The following is an 18,430-nucleotide window of genomic DNA, read 5'->3' as shown; positions in this document are numbered from 1 at the left end:
CGCCGAACGGCGCGCGCACACTCGGAAACAAGACTACAGTCTCGCTCTGGCAAGGGGCAGAATGTGTCCCTTAACAAGGGAAGGGGATGACGGATAACCGTCATCCCCTTCCCTGCGGAAGAGTTAGCGAGCCGCGTAGTACTCAACCACCAGCTGAACTTCACACGTCACGGGAACCTCGACGCGCTTAGGCCGACGCAGTAGACGAGCCTGCAGCTTGTCGATCTCCACCTCAAGGTAGCCGGGGACGTTGGGCAGAACTTCCTGGTGTCCACCAGCGGCGGCAACCTGGAAAGGCTCCATACCTTCCGAACGTTCCTTAACATGGATCTGCTGCCCAGGCTTTACGCGGAAAGACGGGCGATCAACCAGCTGGCCATCAACAAGGATGTGACGGTGAACAACCATCTGACGAGCCTGTGCCGTGGTACGGGCAAAGCCCGCACGCAGAACGAGAGCGTCTAGACGCATCTCAAGAAGCTCAACCAGGTTCTCACCAGTCAGCCCCTCGGTGCGGCGAGCCTCCTGGAAAACGCGACGAAGCTGGGCTTCGCGAATGCCGTACTGGGCACGCAGACGCTGCTTCTCCCGCAGACGAACAGCATAGTCCGAGTCAGCTTTACGCTTGGTACGCCCATGCTCACCGGGCGCATAGGGACGCTTTTCAAGATACTTAGCCGCCTTGGGCGTCAGGGCGATGCCCAGCGAACGCGACAAGCGGGTCTTGCTACGGGTACGTGACTTAGTGGACACGATTTCCTTTCAGAAACAAAAAAACGTATAAAATCGCGTGCTGACTCTCAGAATCACGCGGAAAGTTTGAGGGATCAGCCATCGCAGCCCGGCTACAGGGCTCGCATTTTCGGATGAGCGCAACGCAGCCGCACGTCACAAACACCTAGGCCAGCGACAAGCATAGCACGGAGGTTTACTCGCCCCTCGTAATACGGCGCAATTTCTCCAACCGCTCCGAGATCTGCCGCTCATTTCCGTGATCACCGGGGCGGTAATATATTTTCTCTCCGATCTCTTCGGGAAGATAATTTTGGCGCACAACACCCAGTGCAGCATCGTGGGGGTATCGGTAGTCAACTCCGTGACCAAGGCTTTTCGCTCCCGGATAGTGACCATCTCTCAGGTGTTTCGGTACGCGACCAAAAGCCCCACCCCGCACATCAGCAATAGCTGCATCAATAGCCAGGTAAACGGCATTCGATTTTGCTGCAGTCGCAAGATAAATGGTGGCCTCCGCTAACGGGATTCGAGCCTCCGGCAACCCGATCAGCTGAGTAGCCTCCGCCGCTGCAACTGCGACGGTAAGAGCTTGAGGGTCAGCCATTCCAACGTCTTCCGCCGCCAACACGATGATGCGGCGGGCAATAAAACGAGGGTCCTCTCCCGCTTCGATCATCCGCGCAAGGTAGTGGATAGCGGCGTCAGGGTCTGATCCGCGAACAGATTTTATAAAGGCACTAATAACATCGTAGTGCTCGTCACCGTTCTTATCGTAACGAAGGAGGGCTCTGTTGACGGATGCGGCGACCATCTCGCTCGTGATCTCAGGAGTATTCGGCCCCGCAACAGAATCGTCCCTAGGGTCCTCCTCGTCAGGAACCTGAACCGGAGCGGGGGCGTCGCCCTTGCTCTCAAGATCTCCGCGCGCGGGATCCTCCATAGAACCCTGCACCGTGGCGAGAGCCGAGGAAGCTGTCGCCTCAAGAGCGGTCAGGGCGCGGCGGGCATCCCCTGAGGAAAGTTGAGTAATCGTGGCAACAGCTTCGTCCGTGATGGTCACTTGGCCAGCTAAACCACGCGGATCCGTCACGGCACGCCGAATAACCGCATCAATATCGCTGTCACGTAACTGCTCCAGCGTCAAGAGCAGTGAGCGTGACAGAAGCGGCGAGATCACGGAGAACGACGGATTCTCCGTCGTTGCGGCAACAAGGGTGACCCAGCCGTTCTCCACGCCGGGAAGAAGAGCATCCTGTTGAGCTTTGGTAAAACGGTGGATCTCGTCCAGAAAAAGGATTGTTGAAACGCTGTAGAGGTCACGATCGTTAAGTGCCCTCTCCATCACCGTACGCACGTCTTTTACCCCCGCCGTGACTGCGGAGAGTTCCACAAACCGGCGACCGCTACTGTGCGCAATCGCCTGAGCCAGTGTGGTTTTACCCGTACCAGGAGGCCCCCATAGGATAATGGATACAGCCCCGCTAGCCTGTTCTCCGCCCTCCCCTTTATTAGCTAAGGTCACGAGCGGCGAGCCCGGGCCTAGGAGATGCTTTTGACCCAGAACCTCGTCCAGGGATAAAGGTCTCATTCGGACGGCAAGAGGTGTGTGTGCACCGCCGAGAGCAAAACCAGTATCCATCACACGGACAGTCTATGAGCTAGCCGCAGTATGTTGGCGTGAGCCGCTCAGGTTGCGTAGAGTTCTGAATGGCGATTCCCCTTGAGAACCCGGAGCGATAACGTGGCACAGATTAAGACAAAGCGCGAAGAGCGCCTTCAGCGTGAACGACTGCGCGGATACCAAGCTAGGCGAACCGTTCACGCTGAGGGGGTCATCCGCCGCCGCCGCGACAATATCATCTGGACCGTTATCGGCGTCCTTGTTGTCACGCTCGCAACGGTCGGGCAGGTGTTCTTCCTCAACTCGAGTGTTCCCGATGCCTCACAAGACAACAAGACATTCACGCTTCCCACCGCTGAAACCGCCGAAAACCGGATGTGGACGGGCACTCTAACAATCAACGATATCCCCCTGGGCGTCTCACTCGACGGTACGGCTGCGCCTCAAGCGGTAGCAAGCACAGTCTCCCTGACAAACGGAGGCTTCTACAACAACACCTCCTGTCACCGCCTCACCACGGAGGGCATCTTTGTCCTGCAGTGTGGCGACCCGAAAGGAGATGGTACGGGCGGGCCCGGATATACGTATGGCCCCGTCGAAAACGCTCCGACCGACGACGTGTATGCCGCGGGAACCATTGCTATGGCGCGCACTAGCGGTGACGGCTCCAGCATGGGTAGCCAGTTCTTCATCGTTTATGACGAATCCACTATTCCCTCGGACGCCGCCGGCGGCTACACCGTATTAGGTACGATCACAAGTGGTCTCGACGAGCTGAAAGAGCGGGTCATTTCGCAGGGAACAGCAAATGGCTCCACCGATGGCAAGCCAGCTAGCGATGCTGTTATTACTTCGTTCGAACTCAAATAGCAGTCAGGCCCCCTCTACCAGTAGTCTTGGAGGGCGCTGAACAACGGCGTCCAGTAAACGTGAAACAGTAGGTGATGAGCTCAGTGTCCGACACAAATGCAAGCAAATCGTGGGGTCGTGTTGATGACACGAACACCGTGTATGTTCGTGAAGGCGATGGAGAGCGGGCAGTTGGTCAATATCCCGACGGCACCGCCGAACAGGCTTTAGCCTACTTCGAACGTAAATATAGTGACCTTGCTGGCCAGGTAACATTGCTTGAGCAGCGCATTAAACGAGGCACCTCCGTCTCGGATGTTGCTTCAACTGTTACTCGACTTCGGGAACAGATTGCAACCGCTAATGCGGTGGGCGACCTTGCTTCGCTCATCGCCCGACTTGATATCCTCACTGGGGCTGTAGAAGAGCTTTCCGAGCACCAGCGCCAGGAGCAAGAAAAGGCCCGTGCCGAGGCACGCGAACGCCGGGAATCCATAGTAGTTGAAGCAGAAAAACTTGCTGCCCAGGACTTGTCAAAGGTTCAGTGGAAGCTGACGAGTGCACAGCTTGACGAACTTTTTACCGAGTGGCAAACCCAGCAAAAAACGGGTCCACGCCTCCCCAAGTCCGAAGCCGATGCTCTCTGGAAGCGTTTTCGCTCGGCACGATCACACATTGAGGCCGCTCGTCGAGCTTTTTTCGCTGAGCTAGACGCCACGAACCGCGAAGTTCGGCAGCGCAAAGAGCGCCTCATCGAGCAAGCTGAAGCTTTGGCCTCCCGAGGCGCAGACGGTGTCCCCGCTTATCGTGACCTCCTCGAAAGCTGGAAAAATAGTGGTCGAGCAGGGCGCAAGCTTGATGATCAGTTATGGGCGCGATTCAAGACTGCCGGAGATGTTCTTTACGGGGCGAAGGCTCAAATCGACGCTCAAATCGACGAAGAGTTCGGGGCAAACCTGACCCTCAAAGAGGTTCTTCTTGAGGAGGCTGACCCGATTCTTAAACTCACCGATCATGTTGAAGCTCGATCCGCACTGAGCGCGATTCAACGACGGTGGGACGATATTGGGCGCGTTCCGCGAGATGCCGTCCGCTCTATCGACGCCAAGATTCGCAAAATCGAAGACCACGTTCGTCTACTCGAAGAAACACACTGGAAGGACAACAATCCGGAAACCAAGGCGCGTGCGGAAGGACTCCGGGGCCAGCTCGAAGAATCGATCACTCAACTGGAAGTAGAAATTGCCACGGCAACTACGCCAGCAAAGAAGTCTGAACTCGAAAAAGCACTAGAAACACAGAAGTCTTGGCTCTCGGCCATCGGGAACTAGTAGAGGCTGAAACCCATAGGGCTGGTTATCCACAGGACCACCAGCCGGATTCGGCAGGGAAGCCGTAGTAGGTCATGATTTAATCATGAAACCACGGCTTCCCTCTGTTATTACCACCCTTGATATGCACCCAACTGAGTTGTCGGCAGCAGTTCTCCAAGGCGAGCTTGTTCCGTGTGGACTCGCATTCCTCACGGCAGGTACAACAGATACCCCCATTGTACGAGCCAAAACCATGTCAGTGGGGCTCTCCCCCGCGGCTACACTTGAGCGGTTCAGCGCCGCCTGGGTCTACGCGTGTACTCGCGAATTAGAGATTCCTGTCGCTCTGTGCGTGAGTACCCGACAGCGCAAGCGACTCAGCTACCCCGTCCCGTTCACCTCGCGACAGGTCGTACTTGCGGAGAAGGAACGTCTGCTATTGGGTGGGGTATCGGTTACCACACCACTTCGAACAGTTTGCGATATTCTGCTTGTCGAAGAAACCTGGTCAGTCAGGGAACGGGTGACCTGCAGGTTGATCACCCAGCGCTACCTACTGGAATTTGATCGGATACATGCGGCGCTGGAGGCGGGTCGCCATCCTCGTCGCCAACGTGCTCTCAAAAGGCTAGCTCTCATGGCTCGGGCAAGCCGCATTGGCACCGCTCAAAAGTAACGAATAGCTAACCACCGTTTACCCGGTAGACGTCATATACCGTATCAATACGACGGACAGCATTGAGCACACGCTCCAGATGGGTCGTGTCCCCCATTTCAAACACAAACCGGCTAATCGCTAGGCGCGAGCTCGAGGTGTTAACTGAGGCGGAAAGAATATTCACGTGGTGCTCTGAGAGCACCCGAGTCACGTCTGAGAGCAGCCCCGAACGGTCCAGAGCCTCAACTTGGATGTGCACCAGGAAAACGCTCTTAGCAGTTGGTGCCCATTCAACCTCAATGAGTCGTTCTGGCTCCTTACGCAGGCTTTCGACATTCTTACAGCCCAGCTGGTGAACAGAAACGCCCTGCCCCTTTGTAATGAAACCGATCACCTCGTCCCCCGGCACAGGAGTACAGCACCGCGCCAGTTTGACTAAAATATCGGGGGCCCCACGGACAAGTACACCGCTGTGACTCGCCTGTCGCGTCGAACGTTGATCAGAAAAAGTCGGCTCTGGTAGGTGTTCCTCAGCCTCACCCTCTGCCTCGGCTACCTTGGCCATGACTTTCTCAAGCACTGACTGGGTCGAAACGTGCCCTTCTCCTACAGCCGCATAAAGGGCGGTAACATCGGGATAACGCAACTGAAGAGCAACTTGCTGGAAGGACTCCTGGTTCATGAGCTTCTGCAAGGGCAGATTCTGCTTACGCATCGCTCGGGAAATAGCATCTTTCCCTTGTTCGACCGCCTCTTCACGGCGTTCTTTCGTAAACCACTGGCGAATTTTGTTCCGCGCTCGTGTGCTAGTAACAAAGTTCAGCCAGTCTTTACTGGGGCCAGCATCCGGATTTTTAGAAGTGAACACTTCAACTACATCGCCGTTATTCAGTGGGGTTTCCAACGGTACCAGTCGACCATTGACACGTGATCCCATTGTTCGATGGCCAATCTCCGTGTGCACTGCATACGCAAAATCGACGGGAGTCGCGCCAGAAGGAAGCCCAACAACACGGCCCTTCGGTGTGAAAACGTACACTTCCTTTGCACCAATTTCGAACCGCAGAGCGTCCAGGAACTCCCCCGGGTCGGTGGTTTCAGCTTGCCAGTCTGAAATATGGGCCAGCCATACCATATCGGTCTTCTCAGTGCCGGCCTCGATTGTCTTCGAAGAACCAGGGTTCTGCTTATACTTCCAGTGCGCGGCAACACCCAGTTCGGCACGGCGATGCATTTCGGCCGTACGAATCTGAATTTCAACGGCCCGTCCGTCCGGCCCAATCACCGTTGTATGGAGGGACTGATACAGGTTGAACTTCGGTGTTGCGATGTAATCCTTAAATCGGCCGGGAATCGGGGTCCAGCGCGCGTGTACAGCGCCGAGCACGGCGTAACAGTCACGAATGTTCGACACGATAACCCGGATGCCTACCAAGTCGTAGATATCGTCGAACTCTCGACCACGTAAAATCATCTTCTGATAGATCGAGTAGTACTGCTTGGGGCGGCCAGCAACCTCACCTCGAATACGTGCCGCACGCAAATCATCGTTAATGGAAGTGACAACCGTTTGCACCATCTCGTCGCGTTGGGGGTTACGCTGTTGAACGAGATTTTCGATTTCAGCGTAGATCTTGGGCTTCAGCACGGCGAAGGAGAGGTCCTCAAGTTCAGTCTTAATCGATTGGATACCCAAACGATGCGCGAGAGGGGCGTAAATCTCCAAAGTTTCTGTTGCTTTACGTGCAGCCGACTCGGCCGGAACAAAGCCCCAAGTTCGAGCGTTGTGTAACCGATCAGCTAGCTTAATAACCAATACCCTGATGTCTTTCGACATCGCAACGATCATTTTACGAACGGTCTCAGCCTGCGCGCTATCACCGTACTTAACCTTGTCCAACTTAGTAACACCGTCAACCAGCATGGTGACCTCGTCACCAAATTCAGCCCGGAGGGTATCAAGCGAGTAATCGGTGTCTTCAACCGTATCGTGCAGGAGAGCGGCCGCCACAGTTTTAGGGCCAACGCCCAGATCTGCAAGGATCTGGGCAACAGCCACAGGATGAGTGATGTAGGGCTCACCGCTACGACGCTTCTGCCCACGGTGCGCACGCTCAGCAACCGTGTATGCACGCTCAATGGTCGCCAGATCAGATTTCGGATGCGAAAGGCGCACGGTTTTCATGAGAGCGTCCACAGCGCCGGGCGGGCTTCCCTTGGAAAAGATACGGGGCACCAGGCGCCGCAAACTTGTGCTTGTTGTGTGCGTATCAGTCATGCGTGCACCTCCACTGACGAAGTTACCACTTCTCCTAATGACCCGCTGTGCCTCACCGCCCATAACTAGGAGGGCTGAGGTTCCGTTCTCCTCGATTCAGGCCCCTGCTCACGACTGGCACTCATCCGAGCACGAACCTTCGCGTCGTGCTTTTTTACCAACGGCTCCACCTCACGCAAGTGCGCATAGGTGGGAGCCGCAATAAATATTGTTGAGTATGTTCCCACCAAAATTCCGATAAAAAGCGCAAGAGCTATATCGCGTAAAGTCCCAGCGCCCAGCACAAAAGCACCGATGAACAAGATAGAAGCTACCGGAAGCAGAGCCACCACCGACGTATTAATGGACCGAACCAGAGTCTGGTTGACCGCAAGGTTGACACTACTTGAGAAAGTTCGAGCCTCGTTAAGCTCACCTCGGCCTGTATTCTCACGAATCTTGTCAAAAACAACCACAGTATCGTAGAGGGAGTACCCCAGGATTGTCAAGAATCCGATCATCGCCGCTGGGGTAATCTCGAAACCAGTGATGCCATACACCCCGGCCGTAATCACGAGGTCATGCAACAGGGCAATAATGGCCGCGAGCGACATCTTCCATGTCCGAAAATACAGCGCCATCACAACTGTGGCAAAAAGGATAAATACGATAAGAGCGATAATCGCCTGTCGAGTAATGTCCTGACCCCACGAGGCACCAATGAAGGAGGATGTAATGCTGCTTTCCTTCACGTCGTACGCCTTAGCAAGAGCCGCACGCACATCGCCGGTTTGCTGGTCAGTCAGTTGCTCCGTCTGAACCCGGATGGAATCGTTACCGACAAGCATCACACGTGGAACGGTATTAGGTACCACAGATGTCACCGCGTCAACCGCCGGAGCTTGGTCACGACCATCCCCCACGATAATCTGGAACTGACTGCCACCGCTGAACTCAATCCCAAAGGTAAATCCACCCCGCGCAAAGGGTCCAATAACTGAGATGGCAATCATAACTGCGGCGATAATATACCAGAGTTTCCGCTTACCAACGATATTATACGAACGTTTTCCTGTGTAGAGATCGTTACCAAACTGAGCAAAAGTACCCATTGTTAGGACTCCTTTCGCGAGTCTGAAGAAGCGCTAGCTGACGAATCACCGGAGGCCGCAAGATCTGCGGCTTTCCGCTCGGCGATTGTCTGTCTCTTAGCCGCTTCACGGCTGCTGCGGTTTACTTTGCCATCGGTACTTACCGGAGCCTTGAACTGGGCGCGTCCTCGATACACAGCCCCCAATTGACGGGGGTCCAGGCCGCTGAAACGGTGACCCTCGGAATAGAACTTCGTTCGAGAAAGGAGCACCAAAACAGGGTGGGTGAAGAGCGCGACAACCACAACATCCACGATGGTAGTTAGACCCAGTGTGAAAGCGAATCCACGCACATTACCCACCGCGAGAATAAAGAGAACAGCTGCAGCAAGGAAGTTGACGCCATCAGAAGCAAGGATCGTTCGAAGGGCGCGCTTCCAACCGGAGGACACTGCCGACTCAATCCCGCGGCCATCGCGTAGTTCGTCGCGAATACGTTCAAAGTAGACGATAAACGAGTCAGCCGTTATCCCAATAGCTACGATGAGGCCAGCCACACCCGCAAGTGACAGACGATATCCTTCCTGCCATGACATCAGCGTGATGAGCAGATACGTAATCACCGCTGCAATCGACAGCGATGCGACAGTAACCAGGCCCAGAAGTCGATACTGAAGCAAAGAGTAGAGCACAACCAAAATCAAGCCGATCAAACCGGCGAGCAAGCCACTTTGCAGCTGGTTACTACCGAGCGTCGCCGATACGTTGTCTTGGCTCTGCACCTCAAACCCAATCGGGAGCGCACCGAACTTCAACTGGTCTGCCAAACTTTTAGCGCCCTCTTGAGTGAAACCACCAGTGATAGAGGGTCGGCCATCCGTGATCTGGCCTTGCATGGTAGGAGCGGAGATAACCTTGCCATCAAGAACAAAAGCGAACCTGTTGAGAGGTTCTTGAGCTCCATAAAGACGCTTGCTCACCTCAGCAAATTGTTTTGCACCTTCGCCATTCATGACGATCTGCACTGCCCAGCCGCCGGTGGATACTCCAGAACTCGAGACTTCAGGCTGGGCCGTCGCGTCGGTAATGACACCACCGTTGATCTCGACAGGCCCCAGAATGTATTTCTCCATCCCGTACGGGTCACACGTGATAAGTGGTTCCTTCGACGCAGCCGCTCCGCTCTCGAGCGCTTCTTTGGAGGAACAGTCAAAGGAGTTAAATTTGTTCGTCAGCTCCTCGGTAACCCAGGCAGGGTCACCAGGTGCCGTCGGGGTCGCGGTGGGAGCAGCCGCCTCACTCGTGGGGGTTGGAGTAGTGCTGTCCTCGCCAGTCCCGTCAGTCGCAGACTGTGTCGTTGCAGACGATGCAGAAAGCACCGGACGGAACTGTAATTGCGAGGAAGCCTGAATGCGATCAAGCGTGGCTTGATCGGGTTCACCAGGAATCGACACAACGATGTTCTGATTTCCCTGCGTCGTGATCTCTGCCTCGGAGACACCGCTCGCGTTAACACGTTGACGGATAATAGCGACGGCCTGTTGCAACTGCTCGCCCGACACTGTCTGGCCCGATTCCAACTGGGGGGCCAACAGGATCTGGGTACCCCCCTCAAGATCAAGCGCGAGTTGAGGCGTCCAGGAGCCCTTGTTCGTGAAGACGCCGAAAGCGTTCATTCCAACAAGTGCCACGATGATCACAAGGAGCCAGACGAGAGATCGCCAAGCTTTTTTTACCGGAGCGGGTTTCGCCACGAGTTACTGCTTTCTCAGGCTGCGTCAAGACGCAGGAGCGGACGGATACGAGAGGGAAGTCTTCCCCTCTACTATCAAAAATTTATTTTGTATCGTCGGGAGACGAGTCGTTGGTGCGCTCGCCAAAACGGGGATCATCATCAGCATGCGTCACATCGCTGGATGTTTCGTCCGCTTCAATAGGAGTCACAACATTTGCCACTGCATTGAGATGAACGGTCAGAATTGTTCCAGGGCTGGACTCCACACGAAGCTTATTGTCGTCCTGATCCACGGAAACAACCGTGCCGTAGATGCCTGACTGCAACATCACTTCTGCCCCGGGGACAAGCCCCTTCTTGAGCTCAAGCATGGTCTGCTGACGTTTACGACCGTTGCGAATCATCATGATGATGAGTACGCCGATGAGTGCGACCATGATCAGCGCCATGGGGTCTTGGAATATGGCTTCCACACATACCTTTCAAGACGCCGCCGGAGGGCAGCATCGGGTGAGGGTTGAGTTGACAAACAACAATCAACTATAGAACATTTGGCTGAGAAAGATTGAAATGATTCCACGCAGCTTCCGTAGCGACACGGCCGCGGGGTGTACGGGACACCAATCCCGCTCGCACCAGGAACGGTTCAACAACGGCCTCGATAGTTTCCGAGTCCTCGCCTACCGAAACGGCAAGAGTGCTCAACCCAACCGGCCCGCCCTTAAAACGCTCGATAAGACCTCGAAGAACGGCACGGTCCAGCCGGTCCAGCCCGAGGGTATCCACATCGTAGAGTTCAAGAGCCGCATCCACAGCTGAGCGGTCTCCCACGGATTGATGCACAAGGAAATAGTCACGAACACGTCGAAGCAGGCGATTGGCTATTCGCGGTGTTCCTCGTGAACGACTCGCAATGACCTGTATAGCATCGGCCGATATCTCAAATCCCATCAGGCGTGCGGCCCGCGAAATAACCAGTTCGAGCTCGGCCGGATCGTAAAACTCTAGATGCGCCGTAAAGCCGAAGCGATCTCGGAGAGGGTTGGGCAGAAGCCCCGCCCGTGTCGTCGCTCCAACAAGGGTGAACGGTGCTAGCTCAAGCGGGATCGACGTGGCACCAGCGCCCTTGCCCACCATAATGTCGATGCGAAAATCTTCCATCGCAAGATAAAGCATCTCTTCGGCAGAGCGGGCCATCCGGTGGATTTCATCCACAAAGAGCACCTCCCCCGGCATGAGCGAAGACAACATTGCGGCCAAGTCGCCCGCGTGCTGAATAGCAGGGCCGCTCGTCATCCGGAGCGGTTTTCCCGTCTCCTCAGCCACGATCATCGAAAGCGTAGTCTTACCCAGACCCGGCGGACCAGCCAAAAGGATATGATCAGGCGTTCGACCCTGCATGGAGGCCGCAGTGAGCAAAAGCTCCAGCTGCCCACGCACCTTCTTCTGGCCCACAAACTCGGCCAGAGTGTGGGGACGCAACGCACCCTCAAAGGCCAACTCGGTCTCGGCAACCAACTCGGGATTCGTTAGGTCTTCGGGGAGATCACTCATCGTGCTACCTCACCACTCCGCCAGAACCCAGCAACGCGAGTGCGGTTCGTAATAGCTCCTGGTCAGACAACAACCTGTCTGCAGGCGTTGTGATCTGTGCCACAGCGGCCTCAGCATCCCGCTCACTCCAGCCCAGACCAACAAGTGCAGCTTGGACGGATGCTGACCCTGTGGATACGGTGACGCGCCCGGTCGCCCCGGCAACCGCCTCCGCTGCAAGAGAGTCCAGCTTGCCTGCGAGTGAGACGGTAATCAATTTCGCGGTCTTTGGTCCGATACCGCTCACTGACCGGAACGGTTTGTCGTCTTCAGCGATTACCGCTGCGACGATCTCGTCCGGAGATAGAACGCTGAGCACTCCCAGAGCGGACCGGGGACCAACACCAGACACCCCCAATAAAATACTAAAAACGTCGAGTTCATCCCGCGTTGCAAACCCAAAAAGCGTGAGCGAGTCCTCCCGAACCACCAGCATCGTGTGGAAAAAAACCTCGGAACCCCGGGCAGAAGCTAACGCCTGAGTACCCGTCACCTCAACAGCGAAACCGACGCCGCCCACATCGACAACAACGGTACCGGAACGAACGTCCAGCACAGGGCCACGCAGAGAAGAAATCACCTCTTAAGAGTACGGGTTTCCTCAGCGTCGAGCACGCTGCTCGGCGGCGCGCCATGCCTCCTGGGCAGGAGTAAGCGCGTTGCCGGATGATCCGGGGGCCGCGAGCAACCCACCTCCGCCCCGCCACCCGTGACAGATCGCCAAGGCGAGGGCGTCCGCAGCGTCCGCGGGGCGAGGGGGGCTTGCCAGGCGAAGGATCTTTGCCACCATCACCCCCACCTGACTCTTATCCGCAGAACCGTAACCGGTGACGGCCGCTTTCACCTCGGAGGGAGTGTGCAGCCCGACCGGGATTCCTCGCTGGGCGGCGAGGAAAAAGGCCACCCCGCTAATCTGGGCAATCCCCATTACTGTGCTCACATTGTTTTGAGCAAAAACACGCTCAATCGCGATGGCATCCGGCTGGTGTTGTTCGATCAAGGCGTCGATTCCCTGACCGATCAGGAGAAGCCGCTGCGAGAGCTCCATAGCCGCCGGCGTACGGATGACAGCCACATCCACAAAGGTGGCAGCACGGGAGGGGGCGACCGTGACAATACCCACACCGCACCGGGTGAGGCCGGGGTCAATGCCAAGGATACGCATCCGCGAGATTACTCGTCTTCTTCGAGCTCTGCCTCAACCTCGGGCGAGAGGTCGTAATTACTATAGACATTCTGCACGTCATCACAGTCTTCCAGGTTGTCGATGAGTCGGAATACCTTACGAGCAGTCTCGGCGTCAACAGCAACCGACAGGTTGGGGACAAACGCCACGTCGGCAGACTCGTAATCTATACCAGACTCCTGAAGGGCCGTACGAGTAGCAACCAGGTCGCTTGGTTCACTGATGATCTCGAAGTCATCGCCTCGGTCATTGACCTCTTCGGCACCCGCGTCCAGGACGGCGATAAGAATGTCGTCCTCGGTGAGACCCTCGGTCTTATTAACGAGAACAACACCCTTACGATTAAAGTTGTAGGCAACGCTCCCCGGGTCTGCCATAGTACCGCCGCCACGACTCATCGCCGTGCGCACCTCGGCAGCTGCACGGTTTTTATTATCCGTCAAACATTCCACCATGAGCGCCACTCCGCTGGGGCCGTAGCCCTCATACATGATGTTAAGATACTCAATCGTCTCGCCCAGCAGACCTGCACCGCGTTTGATGGCGCGATCAATATTATCGTTGGGAACCGACGTCTTCTTCGCCTTTTGAACGGCATCCACTAGCGTAGGGTTGCCAGCCATATCGGCACCACCAATCTTGGCGGCTACCTCGATGTTCTTGATGAGCTTTGCAAACGACTTAGCACGACGAGCATCAATAACTGCCTTCTTGTGCTTCGTTGTCGCCCATTTAGAGTGTCCGGACACCTGTCTCCCTTAGTCGAAAAAATAGTGCACCGACAGTCTAACGCCTAGCCAGCCACTGTACCCTGATACTGCGAACGATCCACGTTATCGAGAAAAAGCCGATGGAACCGACCATCGTTCGTCATCTCAGGGTGAAATGACGAACCCAAAATGTTGCCCTGGCGGACTGCCACGACACGACCGTCCGACAGCATGGCAATAGTTTCGACGCCGGGACCAACTCGTTCTACAACGGGTGCCCGGATAAAAACCGCATGCATGGGAGGAGCACCAATGACCGGTACCATAAGCTCCGTCTCAAAGGAGTCTGCTTGAGAACCGAAGGCGTTGCGCCGAACAGATACATCAAGGCCACCAAAGCTCACCTGTCCGACGATGCCGTCTAAAACTTCATCGGCCAGCAAGATAAGGCCTGCACAGGTCCCATAGACAGGAAGACCGGCACCAATCGCGGTCCGAAGCGGCTCACGAACACCAAAGACTCGCGCAAGTTTATCGATGACACTCGACTCCCCACCGGGTATGACGAGACCATTGATGGCAGCCACGTCATCCGGCGAACGAACGAGTCGAACCTCCGCGCCCAACCGCTCAAGAATACTGCGATGCTCCCTCACATCTCCCTGCAGGGCAAGAACCCCAATGGGGCCGCTGCTACCAGCCACGTTCTGCAAGTCGATGCGGCGCGGCCAAATCGGAGACGTTGATACCCACCATTGCTTCCCCAAGCCCGCGCGAGACCTGAGCCAGCACGCCTGGGTCGTCGAACGCCGTCGTTGCCTTCACAATAGCTACTGCACGCTCGGCGGGGTTTCCCGATTTGAAGATTCCGGAGCCGACAAAAACACCGTCGGCTCCCAGCTGCATCATCATGGCTGCATCGGCGGGAGTTGCAACGCCACCGGCGGTAAAGAGCACCACCGGAAGTTTTCCGGTCTCTGCAACCTCGGCCACGAGCGTGTAGGGCGCTTGGAGCTCTTTGGCAGCCACGTAGAGCTCGTCGTGATTGAGCGACTGCAACCGACGAATCTCAGCGTTAATGGTACGTATGTGCTTGGTCGCCTCTGACACATCCCCTGTGCCAGCCTCGCCTTTGGAGCGAATCATTGCCGCGCCCTCTGTGATGCGGCGAAGCGCCTCACCCAGGTTGGTCGCACCGCACACAAAAGGAACGTTAAAACCCCACTTGTCGATGTGGTTCACGTAGTCGGCTGGACTCAAAACTTCAGACTCATCAATATAGTCAACCTTGAGAGCCTGCAGAATCTGAGCCTCAACAAAATGCCCGATGCGCGCCTTGGCCATCACCGGAATTGATACAGCGTTGATAATACCGTCAATCAAATCGGGGTCGCTCATCCGCGCAACACCACCCTGTGAACGGATGTCTGCGGGCACCCGCTCCAGGGCCATCACCGCAACAGCGCCAGCGTCCTCGGCGATCCGTGCCTGGTCAGCAGTGACGACGTCCATAATGACGCCGCCTTTGAGCATCTCTGCCAGGCCGCGTTTAACACGGTGTGAACCAAATTCTGATTTTTCGACGATTTCAGCCATGAAAAGCATCCTACTCGAGTCAGGTTATGGGCCAGGCATTGGATACAGCACGACGAACGTCGCCCAAAAGCTGGGGCAGGGCTTTTGTCTTGGCGATGATTGGCATAAAGTTTGCGTCTTGCGCCCAGCGCGGAACAATGTGTTGATGCAGGTGACCGGCGATACCCGCCCCGGCGACCTCACCCTGGTTCATACCAATATTGAAGCCGTCGTTTCGAGATACTTGGCGGATGACGCGCATGGCTGTTTGTGTCAACTCTCCAATCTCTGCAATTTCTGCAGACGTCGCCAGATCGTACGTCGAGATGTGCCGGTACGGACACACCAATAGGTGTCCACTGTTATAGGGGAACAGATTCAGCAGAACAAACGCGTGGACCCCACGAGCGACGATCAGACCATCTTCGTCGGACCCCCGTGGCGCAAAACAAAATGGACAGTCGGCAGCAGAAGGTTGCTGTCCAGTCTGGATATACACCATCCGGTGTGGGGTCCAGAGTCTCTGAAACTCATCGGGCACTCCGGCAAGGTGGGCAGAGTCCGTGACGTCGGGATCACCCGACTTCTCCGCACTGCCCGCGCCGGAGTACGAGTCAAGATCTAATCGGCCCATGAGGTCACAACTTGCTCGTGCGAGCGGATGGACTCACGGATACGGGCAACAGCATCAGCAACCGGCACACCGTTAAGCTGTGTCCCATCGCGGAAACGAAAACTCACAGCACCTGCGTTACGGTCTTCTTCTCCCACGATGAGTTGGAAGGGCACTTTCGCTTTCGTGTGATTGCGAATCTTTTTCTGCATCCGGTCATCGGAACGGTCAACCTCCGCACGAACTCCATAGGTCTGGAGCTGGTCAACAACATCGGCCAGATAATCAACGTAATCCTCGGCAACAGGAATACCCACAACCTGAACGGGAGCCAGCCACACAGGAAAGGCTCCAGCATAGTGCTCCGTGAGAACAGCAAAGAACCGCTCGATAGACCCAAAGAGCGCACGGTGAATCATCACAGGACGTTGGCGGGTACCGTCCGGGGCCGTATACTCCAGATCAAATCGCTCGGGCAGGTTAAAATCGAGTTGAATGGTTGACATTTGCCATGTGCGACCAATGGCATCACGGGCCTGAACGGAAATCTTGGGGCCGTAGAATGCAGCCCCGCCGGGGTCGGGTACAAGCTCCAGTTGTGAGGCCTCGGCGACTTCACGCAGCGTGTTCGTTGCCTCATCCCACAGCTCGTCACTTCCCACGAATTTTTCACTTTCATCGCGTGTGGAAAGTTCAAGGTAGAAGTCGCTCAGACCGTAGTCACGGAGCAGGTCAAGCACAAACTGGAGCGTGCTCGTTAGCTCAGCCTTCATCAGGTCGCGCGTGGTGTAGATGTGTGCGTCATCCTGGGTCATCCCCCGTACGCGCGTGAGCCCGTGAATAGTTCCGCTTTTCTCGTACCGGTACACCGAACCGAACTCAAAGAGGCGTAACGGTAAATCGCGGTAGCTACGGCTTGTGGCGCGGTAAATGAGGTTGTGAAATGGGCAGTTCATCGGTTTGAGATAGTAGTCGGCCCCCTGCTTGGTAACGTTTCCGGCGGCGTCCCTCTCTTCGTCAAGCGACATTGGTGGGTACATAGCATCCGCGTACCACTGCAGGTGTCCACTGGTCATAAAAAGATTTGACTTCGAGATGTGCGGTGAATAGACAAAATCGTAGCCCGACTCCTCGTGCCTACGACGCGAATAGTCCTCCATCTGCCGACGGACGATACCTCCCTTAGGATGGAAGACCGCTAGTCCGGAGCCAATCTCCTCCGGAAAGCTAAAGAGATCAAGCTCTTGTCCGAGACGACGATGGTCACGCTTGGCGGCCTCCTCCAGGCGGGTCTGGTGCGCGCGCATCTCGTCTTTTGTTGGCCAAGCGGTTCCATAGATGCGCTGGAGCTGCGGGTTCTTCTCGGAACCGCGCCAATAGGCGGCTGCGACACGTGTCAACGACCACCCGTTGCCTATCATGCGGGTGTTGGGTAGGTGAGGGCCACGGCAAAGATCTTTCCAGACAGTCTCCCCCGTCTTCGGGTCAACGTTGTCGTAGATAGTCAGTTCAGCCCCACCAACCTCCACGCTCTCATTATCATCACCCATGGATCCGCTTTTGAGCCCGATGAGTTCTAGCTTGTAGGGCTCCTCCGCAAGCTCAGCCCGAGCCTCATCGTCAGTGACGACACGCCGGATAAAGCGCTGGCCTTGGCGGATAATACGGTCCATGGCCTTCTGTAGGCCTTTGAGGTCCTCGGGAGTAAAATTTTCCGCAACATCGAAATCGTAGTAAAAGCCGTCCGCGATGGGCGGACCGATGCCAAGCTTGGCATCCGGGTTCACCTGTTGCACCGCTTGTGCAAGAACATGTGCTGCCGAGTGTCTCAGAATGTTAAGTCCATCCGGCGAATCAATCGTCACGGGCTCGACCGCGTCTCTATCTGTCACCTCAGATGCGAGGTCACGAAGCTCTCCATTGACGCGCATGGCGACTGTAGAGCGGTCGGAAAAGAGTGAGAAACCGTCGGCCACGAGTTGTGCTCCCTGACTAGATCGTTGTAACCAGTCAACTCTACAAGCTTCAGCAACCCTCCGTGGGAGTTACGAAACGGCTTTCAGCCCAAGCACGCAACCAACCAGCCCGACTATGAGCAATATTTTGACAACCGAAACATCCGCAGCCCCGCTAATAAAGGAGTAAGTAACCGTTAAAGCGGCGCCAATGCCTACCCACACCGCGTACGCGGTGCCTGTCTCAATATCTCGCATAGCCCAGGCCAGGCCAACCATGCTCAGAACGAGCGCACCACCAAAGACAAGCGTGGGGACTAATTTGGTGAACCCAGATGAAGCGCCGAGAGCGGTAGCCCACACGGCTTCAAAGATTCCCGACAGTATCAAAATAATCCACGACATGAGCGCTCTCCTGGCCAGTCTTGTCGCGTTCCGGGTACTGATCCCTCGTCCGGGCCCGCGATGACCCGCGAACGTAACGCACTATACCATGAAGTGTGATGCGCTCTGGGTGTTGTTCCGGTTTTTGTACAAGG

Annotated in this window: 17 protein-coding genes and 1 riboswitch; of the genes, 2 read left to right on the top strand and 15 right to left on the bottom strand. The window is 56.0% G+C overall.

The genetic code is table 11. The features are described from left to right. Positions 1-123: 123 nt before the first annotated feature. Together rpsD and FB466_RS10440 are read right to left on the bottom strand one after the other, a co-directional pair. On the bottom strand, positions 124-753 hold the full coding sequence (gene rpsD, locus FB466_RS10445; protein ID WP_141918355.1) for a 30S ribosomal protein S4: 630 nt from the start codon (positions 751-753) through the stop codon (positions 124-126). A 175-nt stretch (positions 754-928) separates the two neighbouring features. Then, complete coding sequence (locus FB466_RS10440) at positions 929-2,374, bottom strand: replication-associated recombination protein A (RefSeq protein WP_141918703.1); 1,446 nt, start codon at positions 2,372-2,374, stop codon at positions 929-931. Between the two features lie 102 nt (positions 2,375-2,476). Here FB466_RS10440 and FB466_RS10435 point away from each other — a divergent pair, with 102 nt between their 5' ends. Both FB466_RS10435 and FB466_RS10430 read left to right on the top strand, forming a co-directional pair. After that, entirely contained in the window at positions 2,477-3,226 is a 750-nt protein-coding gene (locus FB466_RS10435) for a peptidylprolyl isomerase (protein ID WP_342777455.1), read from the top strand. A 74-nt stretch (positions 3,227-3,300) separates the two neighbouring features. After that, complete coding sequence (locus FB466_RS10430) at positions 3,301-4,536, top strand: DUF349 domain-containing protein (RefSeq protein WP_141918354.1); 1,236 nt, start codon at positions 3,301-3,303, stop codon at positions 4,534-4,536. A gap of 665 nt (positions 4,537-5,201) precedes the next feature. On the opposite strand, the gene FB466_RS10425 is transcribed toward FB466_RS10430, so the two are convergent. The 13 genes from FB466_RS10425 to FB466_RS10365 form a co-directional block, all read right to left on the bottom strand. Further along, on the bottom strand, positions 5,202-7,454 hold the full coding sequence (locus tag FB466_RS10425; RefSeq protein ID WP_141918353.1) for a RelA/SpoT family protein: 2,253 nt from the start codon (positions 7,452-7,454) through the stop codon (positions 5,202-5,204). A gap of 65 nt (positions 7,455-7,519) precedes the next feature. Next, positions 7,520-8,545 (bottom strand): protein translocase subunit SecF, encoded by a 1,026-nt coding sequence (gene secF, locus FB466_RS10420; RefSeq protein WP_141918352.1) that lies wholly within the window; start codon positions 8,543-8,545, stop codon positions 7,520-7,522. A 2-nt stretch (positions 8,546-8,547) separates the two neighbouring features. After that, positions 8,548-10,278, bottom strand: a complete 1,731-nt coding sequence (gene secD / locus FB466_RS10415; RefSeq protein ID WP_170206107.1) for a protein translocase subunit SecD — start codon at positions 10,276-10,278, stop codon at positions 8,548-8,550. Positions 10,279-10,360: 82 nt separating this feature from the next. After that, complete coding sequence (yajC, locus tag FB466_RS10410) at positions 10,361-10,708, bottom strand: preprotein translocase subunit YajC (RefSeq protein WP_141918351.1); 348 nt, start codon at positions 10,706-10,708, stop codon at positions 10,361-10,363. 91 nt (positions 10,709-10,799) lie between these two features. Continuing rightward, positions 10,800-11,813 (bottom strand): Holliday junction branch migration DNA helicase RuvB, encoded by a 1,014-nt coding sequence (gene ruvB / locus FB466_RS10405; RefSeq protein WP_141918350.1) that lies wholly within the window; start codon positions 11,811-11,813, stop codon positions 10,800-10,802. Positions 11,814-11,817: 4 nt separating this feature from the next. Next, positions 11,818-12,432, bottom strand: a complete 615-nt coding sequence (gene ruvA, locus FB466_RS10400) for a Holliday junction branch migration protein RuvA (RefSeq protein WP_141918349.1) — start codon at positions 12,430-12,432, stop codon at positions 11,818-11,820. Positions 12,433-12,453: 21 nt separating this feature from the next. After that, positions 12,454-13,017 (bottom strand): crossover junction endodeoxyribonuclease RuvC, encoded by a 564-nt coding sequence (ruvC, locus tag FB466_RS10395; protein ID WP_141918348.1) that lies wholly within the window; start codon positions 13,015-13,017, stop codon positions 12,454-12,456. 8 nt (positions 13,018-13,025) lie between these two features. Continuing rightward, entirely contained in the window at positions 13,026-13,787 is a 762-nt protein-coding gene (locus FB466_RS10390; RefSeq protein ID WP_141918347.1) for a YebC/PmpR family DNA-binding transcriptional regulator, read from the bottom strand. Between the two features lie 44 nt (positions 13,788-13,831). Next, positions 13,832-14,452, bottom strand: coding sequence for a pyridoxal 5'-phosphate synthase glutaminase subunit PdxT (pdxT, locus tag FB466_RS10385; protein ID WP_141918345.1), 621 nt, complete (start codon positions 14,450-14,452; stop codon positions 13,832-13,834). Beyond that, positions 14,442-15,344 carry a pyridoxal 5'-phosphate synthase lyase subunit PdxS gene (gene pdxS, locus FB466_RS10380; protein ID WP_141918344.1) on the bottom strand — a complete coding sequence of 301 codons (903 nt, stop codon included), beginning with the start codon at positions 15,342-15,344 and terminating at the stop codon, positions 14,442-14,444. Before pdxS ends, pdxT begins: the two co-directional genes overlap by 11 nt. A gap of 19 nt (positions 15,345-15,363) precedes the next feature. Next, positions 15,364-15,957, bottom strand: coding sequence for an HIT family protein (locus FB466_RS10375; RefSeq protein WP_141918342.1), 594 nt, complete (start codon positions 15,955-15,957; stop codon positions 15,364-15,366). Further along, positions 15,945-17,867: a threonine--tRNA ligase gene (gene thrS, locus FB466_RS10370; protein ID WP_246054628.1), complete on the bottom strand. Its 1,923-nt coding sequence runs from the start codon at positions 17,865-17,867 to the stop codon at positions 15,945-15,947. Before thrS ends, FB466_RS10375 begins: the two co-directional genes overlap by 13 nt. Before the next feature lie 114 nt (positions 17,868-17,981). After that, on the bottom strand, positions 17,982-18,296 hold the full coding sequence (locus tag FB466_RS10365) for a DMT family transporter (protein ID WP_141918338.1): 315 nt from the start codon (positions 18,294-18,296) through the stop codon (positions 17,982-17,984). A gap of 9 nt (positions 18,297-18,305) precedes the next feature. Then, a riboswitch (guanidine-III (ykkC-III) riboswitch) is annotated at positions 18,306-18,372 on the bottom strand. Positions 18,373-18,430: the final 58 nt, after the last annotated feature.

This window comes from Klugiella xanthotipulae, assembly GCF_006716695.1.
GTDB lineage: Bacteria > Actinomycetota > Actinomycetes > Actinomycetales > Microbacteriaceae > Klugiella > Klugiella xanthotipulae.
The sequence above is the reverse complement of the archived record's forward strand: the minus strand, read 5'-3'. Positions and strand labels throughout refer to the sequence as shown.

Bases quoted from the DNA above. Each gene is read 5' to 3' on its own strand.
- FB466_RS10440 (WP_141918703.1), bottom strand. From the start codon at position 2,374: ATGGATACTGGTTTTGCTCTCGGCGGTGCACACACACCTCTTGCCGTC.
- FB466_RS10430 (WP_141918354.1), top strand. From the start codon at position 3,301: ATGAGCTCAGTGTCCGACACAAATGCAAGCAAATCGTGGGGTCGTGTT.
- FB466_RS10425 (WP_141918353.1), bottom strand. From the start codon at position 7,454: ATGACTGATACGCACACAACAAGCACAAGTTTGCGGCGCCTGGTGCCC.
- secF (WP_141918352.1), bottom strand. From the start codon at position 8,545: ATGGGTACTTTTGCTCAGTTTGGTAACGATCTCTACACAGGAAAACGT.
- yajC (WP_141918351.1), bottom strand. From the start codon at position 10,708: ATGGCGCTGATCATGGTCGCACTCATCGGCGTACTCATCATCATGATG.
- ruvB (WP_141918350.1), bottom strand. From the start codon at position 11,813: ATGAGTGATCTCCCCGAAGACCTAACGAATCCCGAGTTGGTTGCCGAG.
- ruvC (WP_141918348.1), bottom strand. From the start codon at position 13,017: ATGCGTATCCTTGGCATTGACCCCGGCCTCACCCGGTGCGGTGTGGGT.
- pdxS (WP_141918344.1), bottom strand. From the start codon at position 15,344: ATGGCTGAAATCGTCGAAAAATCAGAATTTGGTTCACACCGTGTTAAA.
- FB466_RS10375 (WP_141918342.1), bottom strand. From the start codon at position 15,957: ATGGGCCGATTAGATCTTGACTCGTACTCCGGCGCGGGCAGTGCGGAG.
- thrS (WP_246054628.1), bottom strand. From the start codon at position 17,867: ATGCGCGTCAATGGAGAGCTTCGTGACCTCGCATCTGAGGTGACAGAT.
- FB466_RS10365 (WP_141918338.1), bottom strand. From the start codon at position 18,296: ATGTCGTGGATTATTTTGATACTGTCGGGAATCTTTGAAGCCGTGTGG.